Below are 22,519 nucleotides of genomic sequence, written 5' to 3'. Positions count from 1 at the left end.
TGGACGCCGGTGCCCCTCAGGATGCCACCGCGACGGAGAAGTGCTGCTCGATCACGGCCCTGATGTCGTCGTGGCAGCTTCCGCACCCGGTCCCTGCCCGCGTGCCCGCCGAGACCTCCTTCACCGAAGCACACCCCTGCTGCACGGACTCCTGCACCACGCCGCGCGTGACTCCCGCGCACCGGCACAGGGTCGCGTCCGGCCCGGGCGGCAGGGCTGCGACGGCTCCCTCGATGCTGTCGAGCCGCAGGAGGCTGGAGCGGTCGGCGGGCAACTCGCTCCGGCGTTCGAAGAGCAGCACCAGCTCGGCGCCGGTCCGCGGCATGCCCACGCAGACCAGGCCCGTCAGCACGCCGTCGCGCGTGACCATCTTGGCGTAGCGCCCGTGCCCCGGGTCCGTCCAGACGGCGACGGCCAGCCCGGGTTCCACCGTCCACGGATCCACGTCCGTCTCACCCGCGGTGACGGCATCCAGGCCCCGGGCCTTGAGCACGAGGACGGCACTTCGCCGGTCAGGAGGGCCGACGACGGCAGCCGGGGTGCCGGACAGCTCGGCGGCGAAGGCCATGCCGAGCTGGTCGGCCTGCTGCCAGCCCGGCCCGATCAGGCCCTGCGGAGTGGTGACACCGGCGCAGGCCAGGCAGGAGCCGTCCCAGCAGCGCACTTCGGCGCAGTCACCGATGGCCCAGATGTCCCGGGTGTCGAGCGCGCGGAGCTCGTGGTCCACGAGGATGCCGGCGGCGGTGTTCAGGTCGCAGCCGTCGGCGAGCTCGGTCCGCGGACGCACGCCGCAGGCGAGCACGAGGGCACCGCCGTCGACCAGGGTTCCGCCCTCGAGCATGAGCCCCGAGAAGTGTCCGTCCGTCACCGTGATCCCGGTGGAGGCGCCGCCCACCACGGTGATGCCGGCTTTCATCAGCGCGGCAGCCAGGACCCTGGCGCCCTCACCGAGGAACCGCTCCATGGGTGCCCGGCCGTTGTGGACGAGCGTGACCCGCCCTCCTTCCTCGGCGGCGGCGAGGGCGGCCTCGATGCCGAGGATGCCGCCGCCCAGCACCACGATGCGTTCCTGGGCGGCCAGGGCTGCTGACACGGCACGCGCGTCGCGGAGGTCGCGGAGGAAGCTGACGCCCGGCGGAAGGGAACGCGCACCGTCCAGACCGTCGAGCCGGGGCAGGAGGGGGCGGGACCCGGTGGCGAGTACGAGCCGGTCGTATCCGATGGCCTGTCCGTCGTCGAGCAGGACCCGCCGGAAGGGCCGGTCCACCCTCGCGACGTGCGCACCGAGCCGTACGTCGATACCCAGGGCGATGAGCGCAGCCGCGTCCGCGAGCCGGATGGCGGCCTCCGACGTACGGCCGACGGCGACGTCCGCAACGAGCACCCGGTTGTACGCGGCGTCCTGCTCCTGGCCGATCACCGTCAGCGCCACCGTTCCTGCGGCGACGAGTGGCTCGAGGTGCTCGACGAGCCGGGCCGCGACGGGCCCGAAGCCCACCACGACGATCCTTTCCGGTACGGGTGCGTCGGTGCTGCTCATGCGAAGACCTCCCGGTGATGCGCAGCCTCGCCGCGCGCGTGGGCGGACAGGGCCGATACCCGGACCGGCGTCGTCTTGAACTCCGGCATGCCCGAGACCGGGTCCGTAGCGCTGCCCGTGAGGAGGTTGGCGCTGCCGGACCCTGCGTAATGGAAGGCGAGGAAGACGGTGTCCTGGCGGATGTCCGTGGTCAGGTCTGCGACGGCGTGGGCTTCGCCGTGGGCGCTCGTGACGACGATGGCTTCGCCCTGGCTGATGCCGAGGTCCTGCGCCGTGGCGGGATGGAGCTGCAGGCGGGCTCCGGGCTGGGCCGCGAGCAGTTCCGGGACGCGCCGCGTCTGCGTGCCCGACTGGTAGTGCTCGAGGAGGCGGCCCGTCGCGAGGAGCAGGGGGGCGGGGACGCGGGCGGCGTTCGCGTCGATCCGGGGGGAGACCGGTACCAGCACGGCGTGTCCGGACGGGTGGGCGAAGGTATCGAGGAACAGGCGGGGGGTGCCGGTGCTTCCGCTCGGGTAGGGCCAGTAGGCGGGGACTCCGGCGTCGAGCACGGCGTAGTCGAGCCCGGAATAGTCGGCGAGCCCGCCGGCGCTCGCGCGGGCGAGCTCGTCGAACATCGTCGAGGGGTCCTCACTGAACAGGGAGGGAGCGTCGAGCAGCCGCGCGAGCTCCTGCATGATCCACAGTTCGCTGCGGGCGCCGGCGGGTGGGAGGACGGCGGGGCGACGTCGGAGGATACGGCCCTCGAGGTTGGTGACGGTGCCCTCCTCCTCGGCCCACTGCAGGACCGGCAGGACGACGTCGGCCATGACCGCGGTCTCCGACAGGAAGAAATCGGAGACGACGAGGAGATCGAGGGAACGGAGGCCGTCCATCACCGTCGAGGCATTCGGGGCCGAGACCGCGATGTTCGCGCCGTGCACGAAGAGGCAGCGGGTGCCGCCGGGCCGGCCGAGGGATGCGAGGAGCTCCACGGCGGGGAGACCCGGACCGGGGATGGCGTCCTCGGGGACGTTCCAGACGGACGCGACGTGGGCGCGCGCGGCGGGATCGGTGATCTTGCGGTAGCCGGGCAGCTGGTCCGCCTTCTGCCCGTGCTCGCGGCCGCCCTGACCGTTGCCCTGGCCGGTGAGGGTCCCGTAACCGCTGTGCAGGGTGCCGGGCAGGCCGAGCAGCAGTGCGAGGTTGATCGCGGCCGTGGTGGTGTCGGTACCGTCGGCGTGCTGCTCGATGCCCCGCCCAGTAAGGATGTAGGCGCCGGGCCCGCCGTCCGCCCCACTGCGTGCTCCGCGGGCGAGCAACCGCGCGGTCGCGCGGATGGCGGTTGCGGGAACTCCCGTGATGCCCTGCACCCGCTCGGGCCACCAGCGTGCGAGTCCGCGTGCGACGTCGTCGTACCCGCGTGTCCGGGACTCGAGGAAACGACGGTCCTCGAGGCCCTCGGTGACGACCACGTGGGCCAGCCCGAGGAGGAGCGCGAGGTCCGTGCCGGGGGTGGGCTGCAGGTGGACGCCCTTGCCCTGCTCGGTGAGGCGGGCGGTCGCGGAACGCCGGGGATCGACGACGATCAGTCCGCCTGCGGCCTGCGCGCCGCGGAGGTGCTGGACGAAGGGCGGCATGGTATCCGCGGCATTGGAGCCGAGGAGCAGGACCACGGAGGCGGTATCGAGGTCCTCGAGGGGGAAGGGGAGTCCGCGGTCGACGCCGAAGGCCCGGTTTCCCGCGGCCGCGGCGGACGACATGCAGAACCTGCCGTTGTAGTCGATCCGGGAGGTGCGCAGGGCGAGTCGGGCGAACTTGCCGAGGGTGTACGCCTTCTCGTTGGTGAGGCCACCACCGCCGAAGACCGCGACGGCGTCCCGGCCGTGCTGCGCCTGGATGGCCTGGACGCGCTCGCTGATGAGTTGGAGGACGTCCTCCCAGGCCGCCTCGCGCAGGACCCCGTCCGCGCCCCGCAGCAGGGGAGCGGTGAGGCGGTCCGGGTGGTGGAGCAGTTCAGCTGCGGACCAGCCCTTCCGGCAGAGGCCACCGCGGTTGGTGGGGAACTCGCGGCCGGTGACCGTCACGGCGTCGCTCCGGTCGTCGCTGTGCCTGTGGCCCGCGGTGACGGTCATGGCGCACTGGAGGGCGCAGTAGGGGCAGTGGGTCGCAGTCTCCACCTGCTCCGCCATCTGTCAGACCTTGCCGAGCGTCGAGGAGCGGCGGAGGTAGAAGAACCAGGTGACGGCGAGCATCAGGACGTAGCCGGCGACGAAGCCGTAGAACGCTCCGTCGTAGCTGCCGGACGCACCCTTCGAGGCGTTGAGGACCTGCGGGATGAGGAAGCCGCCGTAGGCGCCGACCGCGGAGATGAGGCCGAGGGCTGCCGCCGACTTGCGGGCGGTGCTGACGGATTCGCGCACCTCACCGGAACCTGCAGCCGCTCCCCGCCGGGCGAAGATGATCGGGATCATCCGGTACGTGGCGCCGTTGCCCGCGCCGGCCGCGGCGAAGAGCACGAGAAAGAGTCCGAGGAAGAGCCAGAAGTTGGACAGGGGGAGCGTCCAGACCACGGAGAGGGCAATCGCCGCCATGACGGCGAAGGCGCCGACCGTGATGAGTGCCCCGCCGAACCGGTCTGCGAGGCGTCCGCCGAAGGGCCGGGCGAGGGAACCGACCAGCGGGCCGAGGAAGGCCAGGCCCAGTGTGACCCCGCCCATGCTGATGGTGGAGAAGGCGGGGAAGGAATCGACGATCAGCTTCGGGAAGACACCCGCGAAGCCGATGAAGGAGCCGAAGGTACCGATGTAGAGGAAAGCCATGATCCACAGGTGTGGCTCGCGGACGGCCGCCAGGGAGCCGGCGAGATCACTTTTCGCGCTGGAGAGGTTGTCCATGTACTTCCAGGCGCCGAACGCGGCGACCAGGATGAGCGGCACCCATACCAGGCCGGCGAGCGGCAGGTTCAGGGTCGCGGCGGCACCGAGCACCACGGCGATGGGGACCACGAGCTGCGCGACGGCGGCGCCGAGGTTGCCTCCCGCTGCGTTGAGGCCGAGCGCCCAGCCCTTCTCGCGGGCCGGGTAGAAGAAGGTGATGTTCGCCATCGAGCTGGCGAAGTTGCCGCCACCGAAGCCGGCGAGCGCAGCGACGGCGAGCATGACGCCGAACGGTGTCTCCGGGTTCGAGACGCAGAGTGCGAGCCCGATGGACGGGATCAGGAGGAGCAGGGCGGAGATGATCGTCCAGTTCCTGCCGCCGAACCTCGGCACCATGAAGGTGTAGGGGATGCGCAGTGTCGCGCCGACCAGGGACGGCATCGAGATCAGCCAGAATATCTGCGACGTGGTGAACGTGAAGCCCGCGGCGGGGAGATAGACCACCACGATGGACCAGAGCTGCCAGACCACGAAACCGAGGAACTCACAGGCGATGGACCACTGCAGGTTGCGCTTGGCGATGGACTTGCCGACGCTGTTCCACTGCGTCGGGTCCTCAGCGTCCCAGTTGTCGATCCAGCGGCCGGGGCGATGGTTCAGCGGTGGGGCGGTCCCGGCCGGCGCCGGGGCCAGGGCCAATTTGGATGCTGCTTCGTCAATGCTCACGGAGTCCTCCAGGGATGGTGTTCCTGCTTTCCCCCGAGGCTAATGAGCGCGCGTTTCCGGTCCGGACCTGCTGCGTAAACGCTCCGTGACGTTCACCTATCCGGAGCGGTACTGCATGGTGAGAACTTTCGGTGGAGCCCGGTGATCAGTACGACGGCGCGGGCGACAGGCCGAAGTGTTCCTCGAGCGTCTCGGTGCCGGCCGCCCTCATCGCCAGGGACGTGTCCCTGCCCACGTACCGGAAGTGCCAGGACTCCGCCGAGAATCCGGTGATCACGTCGAAGCCCTGCGGGTAGCGGAGGATGATCCCGAACTCGGCCGCGTTGGCCGCAGCCCACTGTGCTGCGGGGTTGTCGCGGAAGCACAGCACGAGTGTGCAGGCGCCGTCGGCCTGGCCGATGTCGAACGCGAGTCCCGTCTGGTGCTCCGAGTAGCCCGGCCGTGCGGACACGGTATCCGCGCCCGACGCGTCGCCGTACTCGCCGACCCAGTAGGCGTAGGTCGCTTCCTGGTTCGCGTACGAGCGGTACCCGCTGACGACGACCAGTCCCACGCCGTCCTCGCCCGCCGCCGCGAACAGCTCCTCCACAGCCGTCGCAGCGTCGGGGCGCAGGAGGGCGTTGTCGGTGGCGGTGGCGACGTCCGGCCGGCGGAGGTCGGCGGGGGCGTAGTCGGGCGGAGTGAGGGGGCGGCGTTTGTTGACGACGACGTCGACGGCGCCGGGATCGGTGTGCAGGCCGGCAGCGTCAGCCGTCGCGGAGGGCGATCGAGCCGGCGATGGAGGCGGCAATGGGGCCGGCGTCGTGACGGGCGCGGACGCCGGGGGGACCGTCGGCGGCCTCGCAGCCGCACCCGAGCCGGTGACAGAGGGAACGGGCTCGCGCTGCTCCGGGGCAGGCAGCACCCCGGGCGGCGTGGGCAGGTCTCCCGCGGGACGCGGTGCCGATGACGGCGTGGAGGCGGCACTGGTGACCGTATCCGCCGTCGGCGCCGGAGCCGCGCACGCCGAGAGGGCGGCCGCCGTGAGGGTGACAGTCAGGAGCGCCACCGCCACCGACGGCAGGAGGCGCATGGTCAGGTCTTCCGCAGGAGCATGCGTCGGACCGAGTGGTCGGCATCCTTGGTCAGCACGAGTTGAGCGCGGCCGCGCGTCGGCAGCACGTTGGCGAGCAGGTTGGGTTCGTTGATGCTCTCCCAGATACGGGACGCCGTCCGGCGCGCCTCCTCGTCACTGAGGTCCGCGTACCGGTGGAAGTAGGACTCCGGGTCGGCGAACGCGCTCGAGCGCAGTGACTGGAAGCGGTGGATGTACCACTCCTTGATGTTGGTGGTCTTCGCATCGACGTAGATGGAGAAGTCGAAGAAATCGCTCAGTGCCAGTCCGGTGATGCCGTCCGGCCGCGGGCGGGCCGGCGCGAGGACGTTCAGGCCCTCCACGATCAGCACATCGGGCCTCCGCACCACGATCTCCCGCTCGGGCACGATGTCGTAGGTGAGGTGCGAATACCAGGGCGCGCGCACCTCGGCGGCACCGCTCTTGACCTCGCTGACGAACCGCAGCAGACGACGACGGTCGTAGGACTCCGGAAATCCCTTGCGCTGCATGAGGCCGCGCCGCTCCAGCTCGGCGTTCGGATAGAGGAAGCCGTCCGTGGTGATGAGTTCCACGTTCGGGGTGTCGGGCCAGCGGCGCAGGAGCTCACGGAGCACCCTCGCCGTCGTCGACTTGCCGACGGCTACCGATCCCGCCACACCGATCACGAACGGCGTCCTGGTGGTCGTCTCGCCGAGGAACGTGTTGGTGGCCGCATGCAGCTGGCCGGCTGCAGCGATATAGAGGTTCAGCAGGCGGGAGAGGGGTAGATAGACTTCGCGCACCTCATCGAGGTTGAGCGCGTCCCCGAGACCTCGGAGGCGCTGCACGTCCTCGACGTTGAGCGGGCTCTTGATCTCGTGCGACAGCCGGGACCACATCTGGCGGTCCAGTTCGACGAAGGGGGTGAAGGTTTCGGCACTGGTGGCCTGCTGCGTGCCCGTGCTTCTGTCACTCACCTGATGATTCTGCCCGGTGGCCTGCGCATTAACAAACACAGCCCCCGGTACGCTTGATGACATGTGTGGAATTGTGGGTTATGTAAGCAGGGAACGCGGCCAGGGAACGTCGGCGCTTGATGTGGTCGCTCCGGCCTTCGATCAGGAACCGGCAGATGCGCAGCATGGCGCGCTCGACGTCGTCATGGAGGGACTCCGGCGCCTCGAGTACCGCGGGTACGATTCCGCGGGTGTCGCTGTGATCACGCCGACGGGAATCGAGTCGCGGAAGAAGGCCGGAAAGCTCACCAACCTGATCGGGGAGCTGGTCTCGAACCCGCTGCCCCGGTCGCTGACAGGCATCGGCCACACTCGCTGGGCGACGCATGGCGGACCGACCGACCAGAACGCGCACCCGCACCTGGCCGACGATGGCAGGCTCGCCCTCATCCACAACGGAATCATCGAGAACTACGCGGAGCTGAAGGCCGAGCTGACCGGTGAGGGCCTGACCTTCATCTCGGACACCGACACGGAGGTGGCCGCCGCCCTCGTCGGCTACGTCTACCGAGGCCTCGTGGCGAGCGGCGTCGATGGGGATATCCTCACGCTCGCGCTCCAGCAGGCGTGCCAGCGCCTCGAGGGTGCCTTCACCCTCCTGGCCATCCACCAGGACCAGCCCGGCACCGTGGTCGCGGGCCGCCGCAACTCCCCGCTCGTCGTCGGACTGGGCGACGGCGAGAACTTCCTCGGCTCCGACGTCTCGGGTTTCATCGACTTCACGCGTCGCGCCGTCGAGCTCGGCCAGGACCAGATCGTCACCATCACGCCCGACGACGTCGCCATCACCGATTTCTTCGGGGCCCCCGCCGAGGGTAGGGAGTTCCATGTCAGTTGGGACGCCGCCGCTGCGGAGAAGGGCGGCTTCGACTCCTTCATGGAGAAGGAGATCCACGACCAGCCGGACGCCGTGGGCCAGACCCTCCTCGGTCGTTCCGACGTCGGGGGCAACCTCATGCTCGACGAGCTGCGCATCGACGAGTCGATCCTTCGGTCGGTCGACAAGATCGTGGTGCTCGCGTGCGGAACGTCCGCCTACGCCGGGCAGGTGGCCAAGTACGCCATCGAGCACTGGTGCCGCATCCCCACCGAGGTCGAGCTGTCCCACGAGTTCCGCTACCGCGACCCGATCGTAAACGAGAAGACGCTCGTGGTCGCCATCTCCCAGTCCGGGGAGACCATGGACACCCTGATGGCCGTTCGGTACGCCCGCGAACAGGGCGCCAAGGTGGTGGCCATCTGCAACACGAACGGCTCCACCATCCCGCGTGAGTCCGATGCGGTTCTGTACACGCACGCGGGCCCGGAGATCGCCGTCGCCTCGACGAAGGCGTTCCTCGCCCAGATCACCGCCGCCTACCTGCTGGGCCTCTACCTCGCGCAGCTGCGCGGTAACAAATACCGCGACGAGATCGCCGACGTGCTCGCCGACCTCTCGGAGATCCCCGCCAAGATCCAGGCGATCCTCGACGACGCCGACAAGATCAAGCAGCTCGGTGCGGACATGGTGAACGCGAAGTCGGTGCTCTACCTGGGCCGCCACGTGGGATTCCCCGTGGCCATGGAGGGCGCGCTCAAACTCAAGGAACTCGCCTACATCCATGCGGAGGGCTTCGCTGCCGGCGAGCTCAAGCACGGGCCGATCGCGTTGATCGAGGAGGGCCAGCCCGTCGTGGTGGTCATGCCGTCCCCGAGAGCGCGCGACTCGCTGCACTCGAAGGTGGTCTCCAACGTCCAGGAGGTCCGCGCGCGCGGAGCCGTCACGATCGTCATCGCGGAGGAGGGCGACACCTCGGTGGAGGCCTACTCCGAGCACGTGTTCTACGTGCCGGCCTCCCCGACGCTCCTCGCACCGCTGCTGACCACCGTTCCACTGCAGATTTTCGCGCTCGCCCTCGCCAGCGCCAAGGGTTACGACGTGGACCAGCCCCGCAACCTGGCGAAGTCGGTCACGGTTGAGTAGTCGCTTCGCAGCGCCGCTCCGGTGCCACGCCGCGTCGCTGCGGTTCCACGCCGCGCCGCTCCGGTGCCACGCCGTGTCGTCGCCGCGGTTCCATGCCGCGGCGGCCTGCGGGGCAGCGACGTGATCGTGGGGATCGGTGTGGACGTCGTCGACATCGAACGCTTCCGGCAGCAACTCGAGCGCACACCGGCCCTCGTGGAGCGGCTGTTCGTGCCCTCGGAGCGCCAGCTCCACACCCGGTCCCTGGCCGCGCGTTTCGCCGCGAAGGAAGCCATTGCCAAGGCGCTCGGTGCTCCCGTGGGCATGAACTGGCAGCACTGCACCATCGACGTGGACGAGGCGGGCGCTCCGTCCGTCGTCGTCGACGGGACCGTAGCCGATGCAGCGCGGGCCCGCGGCGTCGAGACGTGGCACCTGTCCATCAGCCACGACGGCGGCCTTGCCACAGCCATGGTCGTCGCGGAAGGCATGCCCCCGGCGGGCAACAGATAGTAACCGTACTGATTATCGCCCGGCTTATTGCTAAGCTCGACCATATGCTTGAAGCCTTTTCCGGGAGTGACGTCCGCGCTGCGGAGGCACCCCTCATCGATGCCGGGCAGGGTGATGCCCTGATGCAGAAGGCGGCACACGGCCTGTTCGGCGTCGTCCTCGGGTTGCTGCGCGAGGCCGGACGAGGCACCTATGGAGCTACCGCCGTCGTCCTTGCCGGCGGTGGCAACAACGGCGCGGACGCCCTCTACGCGGGGGAGCGGCTCCTGCGCCGGGGCGTCGGAGCGACGGCGATCCTCCTGTCCGACCGCGTCCACACCGCGTCGCTGGCTGCGTTCACGCGAGCAGGCGGTGCCAGCGTCAGGCTCGACGACGGCGTGGACCCTGCGGCCCTCGCGACCCACGCCTCCAGCGCTGACATCCTTCTCGACGGCATCCTCGGCACGGGAGCCACCGGCGGCCTGCGCGGGGGCGCCCGGGCGTTCGTCGAGGCGTTCAACGACGTTGCCGGACCCCGGGCCACGCGCTCCACGATCGTCGTCGCCTGTGACCTGCCGAGCGGGATCGGCGTCGATACCGGGTTGGTCGACGGTCCGGTCCTCGCCGCGGACGCCACCGTGACCTTCGGTGCCGCGAAGCCCGGCCTCCTCCTCGGCAACGGCGCCGTCGCGACCGGTGAGTTGAACGTCGTCGACATCGGACTCGACTTCGCGGTGTTCACCCCCGCCGCCCGCCGCCTGCTCGACGCGGACGTCGCAGCCCTCCTGCGCCTGCCGACACCGCTGGACCACAAGTACTCCCGCGGTGTCCTCGGCGTCGCCGCCGGGTCGGCCCGCTACCCGGGCGCAGCCGCGCTGGCCGTCGGCGCCGCCCTGGCCACAGGCATCGGCATGGTGCGCTACCTCGGTCCGGACGCGGTCGCGTCGCTCATCCACCAGCGGAACCCCGAGGCGGTCGCCTCCTCCGGTTCCGTCGCGGAAGCCAGGTCACAGGCGTGGGTCGTGGGCCCGGGCGCGGTGGACGACGATGACCAGCGCCGGCGCGCGGTCGACGCCATGACGTCCGGGCTCCCCGTCGTCGTCGACGCGGGCGCGCTGGCCGGAATCCCCGAGCGCGTGGGGCCACAGGTCATCCTGACGCCGCACGCCGGTGAGCTGCGCCAGGTGCTTGCCGAACGCGGCGTCGACGCCGAGCGGTCGGACATCGAGGCGGAACCGGCCCATTTTGCGCTCCGCGCCGCCGAGATCACGGGGGCCACCGTCCTGCTCAAGGGCTTCACGACCGTCGTCGCAGCGCCGTCAGGTATCCTCATTGCGCAGACCGACGCGACCCCGTGGCTCTCGAGCGCCGGGTCCGGTGACACGCTCTCGGGCATCATCGGGGCACTCGCCGCAAGCGTGGCGGGGGACGACCACGCGGCGAGCCGCCTGGGCCTGGCGGAGGAGGACCTGTGGGCTGCCGTTGCCGCGGCGGGAGCCCTGATCCACGGTCGGGCCGGACAGCGTGCTGCCCGGCGTGGCCCCATAGTGGTTTCAGACCTTCGGGCCGACATCGGCGCGGTCATAGCGGAACTCCTCGAGGAGCGTCGCCTAGCGATGTGAGGGACGCGGTCAACCTGACCGACAGATCAATGCGCTATGTATGAAGTATGCGACCGGGGCACAAGAACCCCGACGCCGCGAGTATGACCGCGGCCGCCCAGGTGGCGGCTGCGGCAGAAGACACCAAGGAGAACTCATGGAATTATGGCCCGGCGATGCGTACCCCCTGGGAGCAACCTACGACGGCACGGGAACGAACTTCGCGCTCTACAGCGAGATCGCGGACTCCGTTGTCCTCTGCCTCTTCGATGACGAGGGCACCGAGACCTGCGTCGAACTCAAGGAGATCGATGGCTATGTCTGGCACGGCTATCTCCCCCATGTGAACCCCGGACAGAAGTACGGCTACCGGGTGCACGGCCCCAACAACCCGGCCGAGGGACACCGCTGCAACCCCAACAAGCTCCTCCTCGATCCCTACGCGAAGGCCATCTCCGGCGATCTCGACTGGGACCAGGCACTGTTCGGCTACAACTTCGGCGACGAGAACTCGGTCAACAACGAGGACTCCGCGCCGCACATGATGCTCGCCGTCGTCGTCAATCCCTTCTTCAACTGGGACGGCGACCGCATGCCGCGCACGCCGTACCACCAGTCGGTCATCTACGAGGCGCACGTCAAGGGGCTGACCCAGCTGCACCCGGACATCCCGGAGGACCAGCGCGGAACGTACGCGGGTATAGCCCACCCGTCCGTCATCGCGCACCTGCAGAAGCTCGGCGTGACGGCGATCGAGCTCATGCCCGTGCACCAGTTCGTCAATGACAGCACCCTCCAGGAGAAGGGCCTCTCGAACTACTGGGGCTACAACACCATCGGGTTCTTCGCGCCGCACAACAAGTACAACTCCACGGGCGACCAGGGCGAGCAGGTCCAGGAATTCAAGGCCATGGTGCGCGAGCTGCACCTCGCAGGCATCGAGGTCATCCTCGACGTCGTCTACAACCACACGGCCGAGGGCAACCACATGGGCCCCACGCTCTCGATGCGCGGCATCGACAATTCGGCCTACTACCGACTGGTCGAGGACGACAAGCAGTACTACATGGACACCACCGGCACCGGGAATTCGCTGAATGTCGGCAACCCGCACGCGCTGCAGCTGCTCATGGATTCGCTGCGCTACTGGGTGACCGAGATGCACGTGGACGGCTTCCGCTTCGACCTCGCCTCCGCCCTGGCGCGTGAGTTCTACGAGGTGGACCGCCTCTCGGCCTTCTTCGAGCTCGTGCAGCAGGATCCCGTGGTCTCGCAGGTCAAGCTCATCGCCGAGCCGTGGGACGTCGGCCCCGGTGGCTACCAGGTGGGCAACTTCCCGCCGCAGTGGACGGAGTGGAACGGCAAGTACCGCGACACCGTCCGCGACTTCTGGCGTGGAGAGCACTCGAGCATCGGTGAGTTCGCCTCACGCCTCACGGGCTCGGCAGACCTCTACGAGCACTCGGCCCGGCGCCCCGTCGCATCGATCAACTTCGTCACCGCCCACGACGGCTTCACGCTGCGCGACCTCGTGTCCTACAACGAGAAGCACAACGAGGCCAACGGCGAGGACAACAACGACGGCGAATCGCACAACCGTTCGTGGAACGCCGGCGTCGAGGGCCCCACGGACGATCCGGAGGTCCTGGCGATCCGCGTGCGCCAGCAGCGCAACTTCATCGCGACGCTCCTGCTCTCGCAGGGCGTTCCGATGCTGCTGCACGGCGACGAACTGGGACGCACCCAGGAGGGCAACAACAACACCTACTGCCAGGACTCCGAGCTGAGCTGGGTGCACTGGGACAAGATGGACCAGCCACTGCTCGAATTCACGGCAGCGGTCAACCGCCTGCGGTCCGAGCACCCGACCTTCCGCCGCCGTCGTTTCTTCGACGGACGCCCGGTCCGCCGCGGCGAGGGAGAGGCGCTGCCGGACATCGTATGGCTGGACACCACCGGTGAGCTCATGGCCCCCGAGGACTGGGACAGCGGTTTCGGCCGCTCGATCGGTGTCTTCCTCAACGGCCATGGCATCCAGGGTCGCGACGCCCGCGGCCAGCGGATCGTGGACGCCAACTTCCTGCTGTACTTCAACGCGCACGACGAGGCCGTGGACTTCACCGTTCCGTCGGAGGAGTACGGCGCGTCCTGGGACGAGGTGATCGACACCGCCGGCAAGTACGCCGACACCGAGGCCATCCCGTCCGGTGCGGTCGTCACCGTCGAGGGGAAGTCCATGGTGGTCCTGAGGGCGCACTCGGAGGTCGAGGACCTCGACCACTCGGTGGCGGCATCGCTGGCGATCCTCGCCAACGAGGTCACCTCCAAGACCGGCACCGCCTAGCACCACCTTCGACAGGTACACCCACACCCACCGTCCCAGGAGGACCCCCACGTGTTGACACCGACATCGACGTACCGGCTGCAGATCCGGAGCGAGTTCGACCTGCATCGGGCTGCGGCCCTGGTGCCGTACCTGCAGGACCTGGGGGTGGACTGGGTGTACCTGTCGCCGATCCTGACGGCGGAGAAGGGGTCGGGCCACGGCTACGACGTGACCGATCCCACCACCGTCGACCCCGACCGCGGCGGACCCGCCGGCCTCGCCGAGCTCAGCGAGGCCGCGCGGGCGGCCGGCATGGGGGTCCTCGTCGACATCGTCCCGAACCACATGGGTATCGAGACACCCGCCGACAATGCGTGGTGGTGGCAGCTCCTGAAGGAGGGCCGCTCCTCGCGCATGGCTGAGGCGTTCGACGTGGACTGGGACGCCAATGACGGGCGCATCCGCGTGCCGGTCCTCGGCGACGGCGACGGCGAACTCGAGCAGCTCGTCGTCGTCGACGGTGAACTGCACTACTACGACAACCGGTATCCCATCGCCGAGGGCACAGCGCATCCCGGCGACACGGGCGCCGAGGTGCACGCCCGCCAGCACTACGAGCTGGTGAACTGGCGCCGCGCGGACAGCGAACTCAACTACCGGCGCTTCTTCGGCGTCAACAGCCTCGCGGGCCTTCGCGTGGAGGTGCCGTGGGTCTTCCAGGAGAGCCACAGCGAGGTGAAGCGGTGGTTCGACGAGGGGCTCGTGGACGGTCTCCGGATCGATCACCCCGACGGCCTCGCGGACCCCAAGGGCTACCTCGAGGACCTCCGTACCCTGACCGGCGGCGCCTACGTGCTCGTGGAGAAGATCCTCGAGCCGGGGGAGAAGCTTCCGACGGACTGGGCCACCGAGGGGACCACCGGCTACGACGCGCTGGCGGACATCGACAGGCTCTTCACCGACCCTGCCGGCGAGCACGTCCTGACGGCCTCGGTGCCGGTCGATCCGTTCCACGAGATGATCCACGGGACCAAGCGCGGGATCGCCGACGGGATCCTCCGCTCCGAGGTACTGAGGCTGGCGCGTCTCGTCCCTTCCGCTGCAGGGCTCGACGCCGGGTCGGCAGCGGACGCCATCGCCGAACTGCTCACGTGCTTCCCGGTCTACCGCAGCTACCTCCCCGGCGGTGCCGAGTACCTCGCGGAGGCCGTGCGGGACGCCCAGGTGCGGCGGCCCGACCTCGCGGACACCATCGCCGCGCTCCACCCGCTCCTGAATCCGTTCCTCGAAGGGGAGGGCGAGCTCACCGAGCTGGCGCGACGCTTCCAGCAGACCTCCGGCATGGTCATGGCCAAGGGCGTGGAGGACACGGCGTTCTACCGGTACTCGCGTCTCGTCTCGCTCAACGAGGTCGGCGCGGATCCTGGCATCTTCTCGCTGGATCCGCTGGAACTCCACCGGCGGCTGCTGGAGCGCGAGACGGACAGCCCCCTGGCCATGACCACGCTCAGCACGCATGACACCAAGCGGAGCGAGGACACGCGGACGCGCATCTCGGTGATCTCCGAGCTCGCGGACGAGTGGACGCGGATCCTCGCCCAGCTCGAGGAGCTCGCGCCCATCGGCGACCCGACGTTCGCGCCCCTGCTGTGGCAGTCGCTCATCGGGGCATGGCCGCTCACCCGCGAGCGGGCCCACGCCTATGCCGAGAAGGCATCGCGTGAAGCCGACCTCAGCACGCACTGGACCGCCCCCGACGAGGACTTCGAGCGCGGCATGCACGCTGCCGTCGACGCGGCGTTCGACGACGCTGCCGTGTCGGCGCTCGTGACCGCTTTCGTCGAACGGATCCAGCAGGCGGGCTGGTCGAACTCCATCGGCCTCAAGCTGCTCCAGCTCACCATGCCCGGCCTACCCGATGTGTACCAGGGCACGGAGTTCTGGGACACGTCCCTCGTGGACCCGGACAACCGACGCGAGGTCGACTACGACGCGCGCCGCCAGGTGCTGACGGACATCGACTTCGGTGCCCTGCCGCAGCTCGGAGCGGATGCCCACGCCAAGCTGCTCGTGGTGGCCCGGGCCCTCAGGCTGCGCCGCGACCGCCCGGAGCTGTTCACCGGGTACATCGCGATCGCTCCGGCAGGCGAAGCCGCGAACCACGTGTTCGGTTTCGACCGCGGCGGTGCCGTAACCCTCATCACGCGCCTGCCGTACGGGCTCGCCCAGCGCGGCGGATGGGGCGACACCACGGTGGAGATTCCCGCCGGACGCTACACCTGCGCGCTGACGGGATCTCCGGTCACCGGCGGCACAGTCCGCGCAGCCGATCTTTTCGCCACTCTCCCCGCAGCGCTACTGGTCCAGGAGGACGCATCATGAGTTCCAACTTCGATGTCTGGGCGCCCCGCGCCGAGTCCCTCACGCTCGTCGTGGAGGGCGCTCGACACCCGATGACGCAGGGCGAGGGCGGCTGGTGGCGGCCGGTAGAAGAACCCGCTACCAGCGAAGACGTCTCCTACGGCTACCTCGTCGACGGATCCGACACCCCCGTGCCGGATCCCCGCTCCCGCCGCCAGCCCGAGGGCGTCCACAAGCTCTCGCAGACCTTCGACCCCGCGGCTCACGCGTGGCAGGACGAGGGGTGGCAGTCCCCAGGCCTGAACGGCGGTGTCATCTACGAGATGCACCTGGGAACTTTCACGCCCGAGGGAACGCTCGACGCCGCGATCGGCAAGCTAGACCACCTCGTGGACCTCGGCGTGCAGTACGTGGAGCTGCTGCCCGTCAACGCCTTCAACGGCACCCACAACTGGGGCTACGACGGTGTCCTCTGGTACGCGGTACAGGAGACCTACGGCGGGCCGGCGGCATACCAGCGGTTCGTCGACGCCGCCCACCAGAAGGGCCTCGGCGTCATCCAGGACGTGGTCTACAACCACCTCGGCCCGAGCGGGAACTACCTCGGACTGTTCGGTCCGTACCTGACGGAGGGGATGTCCAACACGTGGGGCGATTCCCTCAACCTGGACGGGCCGCAGTCCGACGAGGTGCGGAACTACGTGCTCGAGAACCTGCTCATGTGGTTCACGGACTACCACGTGGACGGACTCCGGCTGGACGCCGTCCACGCCCTCCATGACGAGCGCGCCGTACACATCCTCGAGGAGTTCGGTGCGCGGACCGACGCCTGCGCCGCAGAACTCGGCAAGCCGCTGTTCCTCATCGCCGAATCCGACCTCAATAACCCGCGGCTCATCCAGTCCCGCGAGGTGGGCGGCTATGGCCTCGCCGGCCAGTGGAGCGACGACTTCCACCACGCGGTGCACGTCAACCTCACGGGTGAGACCGAGGGGTACTATCTCGACTTCAACTCGGTAGGAGCGCTCGCGAAGGTCCTCGGGAAGGGTTTCTTCCACAACGGGACCTACTCCTCCTTCAGGGAACGGCACCATGGCCGCGAGATCGACCCGGTCCGCGTCACGCCGCTGCAACTGGTGGTCTGCACTCAGAACCACGACCAGATCGGCAACAGGGCCGCGGGTGACCGCATCAGCGCCACCCTGAATCCGGCGCAGCTCGCACAGGCGGCCGTGCTCAACATCCTCGGTCCTTTCACCCCGATGCTCTTCATGGGCGAGGAGTACGGAGCCTCGACTCCGTGGCCTTTCTTCACCTCCCACCCCGAGCCGGAGCTCGGCAAGGCGACCGCGGAGGGACGCCTCAAGGAATTCGAGCGCATGGGCTGGCGCCCGGAAGACGTTCCGAACCCGCAGGACCCGGAGACGTTCGCCTCGGCGAAGCTCGACTGGAACGAGTTGGGGCAGGGCCACCATGCAGACCTGTTCTCGACCTACCGCGACCTCATCCGCCTGCGCCGCTCCCGTCCGGAACTGCGCGACGCCGACTTCGGTAGCGTCTCGGTGGAGTTCGACGAGGACGACCGCTGGATCGTCCTCCACCGGGGCAGCACCGCCGTCCTTCTGAACCTGAGTGACCGGATGGTGAGCGTTCCTGTGGGCGGCGTCGACGCCGAGGTCCTGCTTGCCACGGTCGAGGGGGTGGGGCTGCTTGCCGACACGGTGCAGCTTCCGGCGCACGCCTCGCTCGTCCTGAGCCTGGCCGCCGCCTAGGTCGGAACTCCCCAAGGGCGTCGACCGAACTGGCATACCGACCGGGTGAAGGGTCGGTACGCTGCTGCATACTGGGCTGGAGGCCCTTCCCGGAGGGAGGCCGGCCCCGTCACCGAGCGGTGAGGGGTCCAGCAGACACGAGGCGGCGACAAGACCATGACCCTGGACACCACGACACTGCGGGTGGCATTCGGCGCCGTCGCCATCACCCTCTTCGTGCTGTTCTATACGGTGTCCTTCCGCCAGACACGGTCCGCCTACAGTGCCTGGTGGTGCGCCGCGATCGCGTTCTTCTTCACGGGGACCTGCGGCTACCTGCTGGACGGCACCGTTCATCAGGTGTGGGCCAACCCGATGGGCAATACCCTTCTGGTCATGGGGACCGTCAGCGTGTGGGCGGGGGCGAGGACCCTCCGAACCAGCAAACCCGCCTGGCTGCAGTTGTCTGCCGCGCCCCTGCTGACACTGCTCGCCTCCGTACTGGACGACCCCGCCACGAACACGTGGTCCGGCGGACCCGTCTACCTGGGCATGATGTCGCTGACGATCGGCCTTGCATCCTGGGAGCTGTGGCGGCTGCCGAGCAGCTACAGCCGTGTCGAGGCGCCGCTCGCGGTCGCCTCCGCCCTTGTAGCAGTCCTGTATTCCGGGCGATGTATCGCGTTCATCGCCGGCGGACAGGACGGCTACGTCTTCACCGCCTACTTCGGCTCGGGCATCACCACGCTCATCACCATGGTCCTGCTCGTCGTCGTCTCCTTCAGCGCCGCCGCCTTGAGCGCCGAGCAGATCGCCACGGACCTCCGCGCCCGGGCGGACCGTGATTCGCTCACCGGCCTGTTCAACCGCTCAGGTTTCATCGATCTCGCGCAGAAGGAGGTGGATCGTCTGGCCCGGTCCAACCGCCCGGGCGCGCTGATCCTCGCGGACCTCGACTTCTTCAAGGCGGTCAATGACACCTACGGACATGCGGCGGGCGACACGGTGCTCAAGGCCTTTGCCGAGGTGTCCACCGAGACCGTCCGCTCCACCGACCTCGTGGGTCGCTATGGCGGTGAGGAGTTCATCTTCCTGCTGCCCGGCGCAACGGTTTCCCGAAGCGAGGACATCGCCCGCGACGTCAGCCTGTCGCTCCAGGAGCACACGACACCTGGTCGACTCGAGATGCCGACGGTGAGCTACGGTATTGCCGCCCTGGACGCGCACGACTACGACCTCGATGCCACGATCGCCGCGGCCGATCAGGCGCTCTATGCGGCGAAGGCGAGCGGGCGGGACAGGGCGGTCAGGGCCACCCGGCCCGCGGGTTCGAAGGGCAGTCGGTCGGCATGACCACCGCAAGTGCTTCGGGTTCCGCGAGCGGTCTCCGTGCGCTCCGGCGCTGACCACCTGCTGGCCTAGGATGAAGAAATGGTTCTCTACCCCGCCGATGACCGTTACGAGAGAGTGCCGTATCGCGAGTTCGCCGTCGAACCGGACCTCGATGCATGGACCAGGGCACAGGGGAGCTGATGTTCCGGTTCAGGGTGGCGCGTGACGAGGACTGGCCCGCCATCTGGGCGATCATGGAGCCGGTGGCGCGGGCAGGGGAGACCTACTGCTGGGACACGTCCATGGACGAGGTGGCCGCACGGCTCGAATGGCTCCCCGGTTCCGAGGGCCCGGATCCGACGCTCGTCGTCTTCGTCGTCGTCGATCCCTCGACGAACCGCGTGGTCGGCACCGCACAGCTACATGCCAACCGTGGCGGTAACGGCGCCCACGTCTCCAACGCGTCCTTCCTGGTCGCGGCCGACGCCGGAGGAAGGGGTATCGGCCGGGCGCTTGCAGGTCATGTACTGGAGAAAGCGAGGCTCGCCGGCTACGCCGCGATGCAGTTCAACGCCGTCGTGCAGACGAACGAGCGGGCGGTGGCTCTCTGGATGTCTCTCGGTTTCGCCGTCGTCGGGACCGTGCCGGGAGCATTCCTCCACCCCACCGCCGGGCCCACCGGACTGCACATCATGCATCGATTCCTCTAGCACGTGTCCGGCATCTCCGGGTCCGGATGAAGGCATGCACGCAGCGAGGCCGCGGCGGATCCCCTTCGATGGTGCTCAGGCCATCCACCCCAGGAATGCGTCGCCGGCCCACATCGCGCCGAACCACGTGGAGACCGCCACGAGGGGAACAAGGACCAACCAGTACGACCGGAGTAACGCCAACTTCACGCCGACTCGTGTGAGAACCACCCACCACACGAGGAACAACGCCACAGCCCACAGCGGGGCGGCCAGACCGCTGACCAGATAGAAATATCCCGCGATGAGCTGCGCGACCGCAGTAAGCAGGGCGATCACCCAGTACAGCAGGAGACTGCCGCCCTTCCTGGGGGTCGGCATGGGATAGCGCACACCTGCATTTTATGCAGGACATGGGAACAAGGCGCCAAGAGCCTGAGGCACGACACTTCGTCCAGAATCCTCTGCTGTTCCGCTCGCCCGAAGGAGGTCGTGCAGTGGGGACCCGGAGTTGCACTGCCGGAGTTCCGCTTCTCCGGGTGAACCCTGACCCGCGGGTCCCTGCCCGTGGGGGACGCGGCGGGTGCAGCCGGGCAACAATGGGGTCATGACTGATCAGGCACTCCTCCATGACCCGCTGCTCGGCGCCTGGGCTACGCTCGGCGAACCCCGCCTCACCAACGAGTTGACGACGTCGGGCCTCGGCTGGGTGGGCCTCGACGCGCAGCACGGGCACTTCGACGACAGGTCGCTCCGCGATACCCTCTGCCGCCGGAGCATCGACGCCGCCCCGATGCTCGTACGGGTGGCGATCAATGATGCCGCGCTCATCGGGCGGGCGCTCGACGCCGGAGCGGACGGCGTCATCGTCCCACTCGTCGACAGCGTGGACGACGCCGCGGCGGCCGTGACTGCGAGCCACTATCCGCCTCTCGGTGCGCGCAGCTGGGGGCCGCTGCATGGCAGCCGGCCCGCGTATGCGCCTGGAGCCGACGCAGGCAACCACGCGGTCCCGCTGTGCGCCGTGATGATCGAGACCGCTGCCGGACTCGACGCCGTCGAGGCGATCACCGCGGTTCCCGGCGTGGACATGGTCTTCGTGGGTCCGTTCGACCTGTCGCTCGCACTGGGCCTGCAGGTGGATGGCCTGCTCGCGTCGACCGGCGACGACGCACCACTTCCGAGGATCGTCCGGGCCTGCCGTGCTGCGGGCATCCTGGCCGGCGCGTACGCCGGCACTCCTGAACGTGCAGCACTCCTTGCAGCAGCGGGATTCGACTGGATCGCCTCCACCACGGACGCAGCCCTGCTGTCGCTCGGCGTCGGCGCGCTTCGACAGCGGCTACGCCAGGCGGGGTCCGATCAGCCGACCCAGGATGCCCGCAATGCCGGGAATTCCTTCTCGTAACCGGCAAGGACCGCCGATGCTGCGTGGAACGAGTCGACCAGTGGGTGCCCGGCGAAAGCCCGGAGGGCTGCGTCGCGGTCACGGTGCACCGCGGCCCGTATGGTGTCCTGCTCGACAGCCTTCACCGTGGACATGAGCCCCAGCTGGTGTGGCGTCAGGGGGGCCGTAGAAAGGGGCCTGGCGCCGGCCGCATCCACCACGGACGGCACCTCGACGATGGCGTCCTGCGGCAGCCCCGGGAAGGTCCGCCCGTTCCTCACGTTGAGGATCAGGTCCGCCCGCTGGTCCGTCAACAGCGACCGCATGACCTGCAGGGCAACGCGCTCGTATCCGCCGCCCGCGAGGTCGGCCTCATCGCGCTCCTCGTCCGCCGAGCGTGCCTCGGCCAGGTAACCGGACTCCCGTTCGCACCGCGCGTCCTCCCAAACAGCGAAGGGATCACCGGCCGCGGCGAGGCGTGGATAGAGGTTCTCCTGCTGGTCCCGCAGGATCTCGCCGCGGGTCCGGTCCGCACTCCGGATGGAGCGCAGCGCCTCCCGATGGAAGTAGTAGTAGAACAGGTACTCGTTGGGCAGGGCGCCGAGAGTACGGAGGAGGTCGGGGCCGAAGAGGCGGCCTTCCTCTAATGCCGCGAGGCGAACGGGATCAGCCAGGAGACCGGGAAGAAGGTCGCGCCCGCCGTCCGCGCCGCCGTCCGCGCCGCCGTCGAGCCCGCTCTTTGCGCCGCCGTCGAGCCCACGGAGCCAGCCCAGATGATTGAGGCCTACGTAATCGACGCCGGCGAGGGAATCACCCAGCTCAAGACCCACAGCCTGAGCGGCGCGGGCCACGAGCCCGGATGCCGAATCACAGATGCCGATGACCCGACCACCCAGTACCGCCGAGACCGCCTCGGTGACCATGCCTGCCGGATTGGTGAAGTTGATGAGCCAGGCGTCGGGAGCAAGGTCGCGGATCGCGGAAGCGACGTGCATCATGTCCGGAATGGAGCGGAGGGCGTAGGAGATACCGCCCGCACCGATGGTCTCCTGCCCCAGCAGTCCGGCGGCCAGGGCGACGCGCTCATCGAGCACGCGCCCCTCGGTTCCACCACTGCGGACCGCCGCGAAAACGATGTCCGCTCCGGGTAGCGCTTCCTCGAGCCGGGTCTCCACACGGACCGACAGCGCCGGGCCTCCGGCTGCACGGGGCATTGCCTTCAGCACGCGGGCGATCGCATGGGACCGCTCCTGCTGGGCGTCGAACAGGACGACGTCGGACACGAGCCCTGCGAACGGTCCGTCGGCGAGGGCCCGATAGACCAGCGGCACGCGGAAACCTCCACCACCCACGACCACCAGGGTGGCGCCGGAGCCTGTCGATGAGCCCACTGCTGGTCCCGCTTTCCGTTGTTCCGGCGGGTTGG

16 protein-coding genes are annotated in these 22,519 nt (G+C 69.0%); 9 read left to right on the top strand and 7 right to left on the bottom strand.

The genetic code is table 11. From position 1 onward, the window contains the following. Positions 1–16: 16 nt before the first annotated feature. The 5 genes from D6T63_RS00290 to coaA form a co-directional block, all read right to left on the bottom strand. On the bottom strand, positions 17–1,540 hold the full coding sequence (locus D6T63_RS00290) for an FAD-dependent oxidoreductase (RefSeq protein ID WP_120147046.1): 1,524 nt from the start codon (positions 1,538–1,540) through the stop codon (positions 17–19). Then, positions 1,537–3,708: a molybdopterin oxidoreductase family protein gene (locus tag D6T63_RS00285; RefSeq protein ID WP_120147045.1), complete on the bottom strand. Its 2,172-nt coding sequence runs from the start codon at positions 3,706–3,708 to the stop codon at positions 1,537–1,539. Before D6T63_RS00285 ends, D6T63_RS00290 begins: the two co-directional genes overlap by 4 nt. A 3-nt stretch (positions 3,709–3,711) precedes the next feature. Next, entirely contained in the window at positions 3,712–5,121 is a 1,410-nt protein-coding gene (locus D6T63_RS00280) for an MFS transporter (protein WP_120147044.1), read from the bottom strand. Between the two features lie 145 nt (positions 5,122–5,266). Then, entirely contained in the window at positions 5,267–6,193 is a 927-nt protein-coding gene (locus tag D6T63_RS00275; protein ID WP_120147043.1) for a D-alanyl-D-alanine carboxypeptidase family protein, read from the bottom strand. Between the two features lie 2 nt (positions 6,194–6,195). Further along, on the bottom strand, positions 6,196–7,173 hold the full coding sequence (gene coaA, locus D6T63_RS00270; RefSeq protein ID WP_268877993.1) for a type I pantothenate kinase: 978 nt from the start codon (positions 7,171–7,173) through the stop codon (positions 6,196–6,198). Between the two features lie 61 nt (positions 7,174–7,234). Here coaA and glmS point away from each other — a divergent pair, with 61 nt between their 5' ends. The 8 genes from glmS to D6T63_RS00230 all read left to right on the top strand — a co-directional run bounded on the left by glmS (position 7,235) and on the right by D6T63_RS00230 (position 19,727). Then, a complete protein-coding gene (gene glmS, locus D6T63_RS00265; protein ID WP_120147041.1) occupies positions 7,235–9,175 on the top strand; it encodes a glutamine--fructose-6-phosphate transaminase (isomerizing) in 1,941 nt (646 codons plus the stop codon). Between the two features lie 120 nt (positions 9,176–9,295). Next, positions 9,296–9,667: a holo-ACP synthase gene (locus tag D6T63_RS00260; RefSeq protein ID WP_120147547.1), complete on the top strand. Its 372-nt coding sequence runs from the start codon at positions 9,296–9,298 to the stop codon at positions 9,665–9,667. A gap of 44 nt (positions 9,668–9,711) precedes the next feature. Continuing rightward, on the top strand, positions 9,712–11,268 hold the full coding sequence (locus D6T63_RS00255; RefSeq protein ID WP_120147040.1) for a bifunctional ADP-dependent NAD(P)H-hydrate dehydratase/NAD(P)H-hydrate epimerase: 1,557 nt from the start codon (positions 9,712–9,714) through the stop codon (positions 11,266–11,268). A gap of 136 nt (positions 11,269–11,404) precedes the next feature. Next, positions 11,405–13,591 carry a glycogen debranching protein GlgX gene (gene glgX, locus D6T63_RS00250; RefSeq protein WP_120147039.1) on the top strand — a complete coding sequence of 729 codons (2,187 nt, stop codon included), beginning with the start codon at positions 11,405–11,407 and terminating at the stop codon, positions 13,589–13,591. 51 nt (positions 13,592–13,642) lie between these two features. Then, on the top strand, positions 13,643–15,955 hold the full coding sequence (gene treY / locus D6T63_RS00245; RefSeq protein WP_120147038.1) for a malto-oligosyltrehalose synthase: 2,313 nt from the start codon (positions 13,643–13,645) through the stop codon (positions 15,953–15,955). Further along, positions 15,952–17,706: a malto-oligosyltrehalose trehalohydrolase gene (treZ, locus tag D6T63_RS00240; protein ID WP_120147037.1), complete on the top strand. Its 1,755-nt coding sequence runs from the start codon at positions 15,952–15,954 to the stop codon at positions 17,704–17,706. Before treY ends, treZ begins: the two co-directional genes overlap by 4 nt. 156 nt (positions 17,707–17,862) lie before the next feature. After that, positions 17,863–19,038 (top strand): GGDEF domain-containing protein, encoded by a 1,176-nt coding sequence (locus tag D6T63_RS00235; protein ID WP_120147036.1) that lies wholly within the window; start codon positions 17,863–17,865, stop codon positions 19,036–19,038. A gap of 155 nt (positions 19,039–19,193) precedes the next feature. Further along, positions 19,194–19,727, top strand: coding sequence for a GNAT family N-acetyltransferase (locus D6T63_RS00230; protein ID WP_235830461.1), 534 nt, complete (start codon positions 19,194–19,196; stop codon positions 19,725–19,727). Positions 19,728–19,802: 75 nt separating this feature from the next. Here D6T63_RS00230 and D6T63_RS00225 read toward each other — a convergent pair whose 3' ends face one another. Further along, positions 19,803–20,099 (bottom strand): hypothetical protein, encoded by a 297-nt coding sequence (locus tag D6T63_RS00225; protein WP_235830460.1) that lies wholly within the window; start codon positions 20,097–20,099, stop codon positions 19,803–19,805. Between the two features lie 214 nt (positions 20,100–20,313). Here D6T63_RS00225 and D6T63_RS00220 point away from each other — a divergent pair, with 214 nt between their 5' ends. Continuing rightward, the gene (locus tag D6T63_RS00220; RefSeq protein ID WP_120147035.1) at positions 20,314–21,114 is read left to right on the top strand and encodes an HpcH/HpaI aldolase family protein; all 801 of its coding nucleotides are present in this window, start codon (positions 20,314–20,316) and stop codon (positions 21,112–21,114) included. Here D6T63_RS00220 and D6T63_RS00215 read toward each other — a convergent pair. Next, entirely contained in the window at positions 21,069–22,484 is a 1,416-nt protein-coding gene (locus D6T63_RS00215) for a family 4 glycosyl hydrolase (protein WP_235830459.1), read from the bottom strand. The two genes, D6T63_RS00220 and D6T63_RS00215, sit on opposite strands and share 46 nt — an antisense overlap. Positions 22,485–22,519 lie beyond the last annotated feature (35 nt).

This window comes from Arthrobacter cheniae (assembly GCF_003602275.1).
GTDB classification, from domain to species: domain Bacteria; phylum Actinomycetota; class Actinomycetes; order Actinomycetales; family Micrococcaceae; genus Arthrobacter_D; species Arthrobacter_D cheniae.
This window is presented reverse-complemented; position numbering and strand designations above follow the sequence as displayed.

Coding starts and splice junctions, on each gene's coding strand:
- D6T63_RS00290 (WP_120147046.1), bottom strand. CDS start 1,540: ATGAGCAGCACCGACGCACCCGTACCGGAAAGGATCGTCGTGGTGGGC.
- D6T63_RS00285 (WP_120147045.1), bottom strand. CDS start 3,708: ATGGCGGAGCAGGTGGAGACTGCGACCCACTGCCCCTACTGCGCCCTC.
- D6T63_RS00275 (WP_120147043.1), bottom strand. CDS start 6,193: ATGCGCCTCCTGCCGTCGGTGGCGGTGGCGCTCCTGACTGTCACCCTC.
- glmS (WP_120147041.1), top strand. CDS start 7,235: ATGTGTGGAATTGTGGGTTATGTAAGCAGGGAACGCGGCCAGGGAACG.
- D6T63_RS00255 (WP_120147040.1), top strand. CDS start 9,712: ATGCTTGAAGCCTTTTCCGGGAGTGACGTCCGCGCTGCGGAGGCACCC.
- glgX (WP_120147039.1), top strand. CDS start 11,405: ATGGAATTATGGCCCGGCGATGCGTACCCCCTGGGAGCAACCTACGAC.
- treZ (WP_120147037.1), top strand. CDS start 15,952: ATGAGTTCCAACTTCGATGTCTGGGCGCCCCGCGCCGAGTCCCTCACG.
- D6T63_RS00235 (WP_120147036.1), top strand. CDS start 17,863: ATGACCCTGGACACCACGACACTGCGGGTGGCATTCGGCGCCGTCGCC.
- D6T63_RS00230 (WP_235830461.1), top strand. CDS start 19,194: ATGGACCAGGGCACAGGGGAGCTGATGTTCCGGTTCAGGGTGGCGCGT.
- D6T63_RS00220 (WP_120147035.1), top strand. CDS start 20,314: ATGACTGATCAGGCACTCCTCCATGACCCGCTGCTCGGCGCCTGGGCT.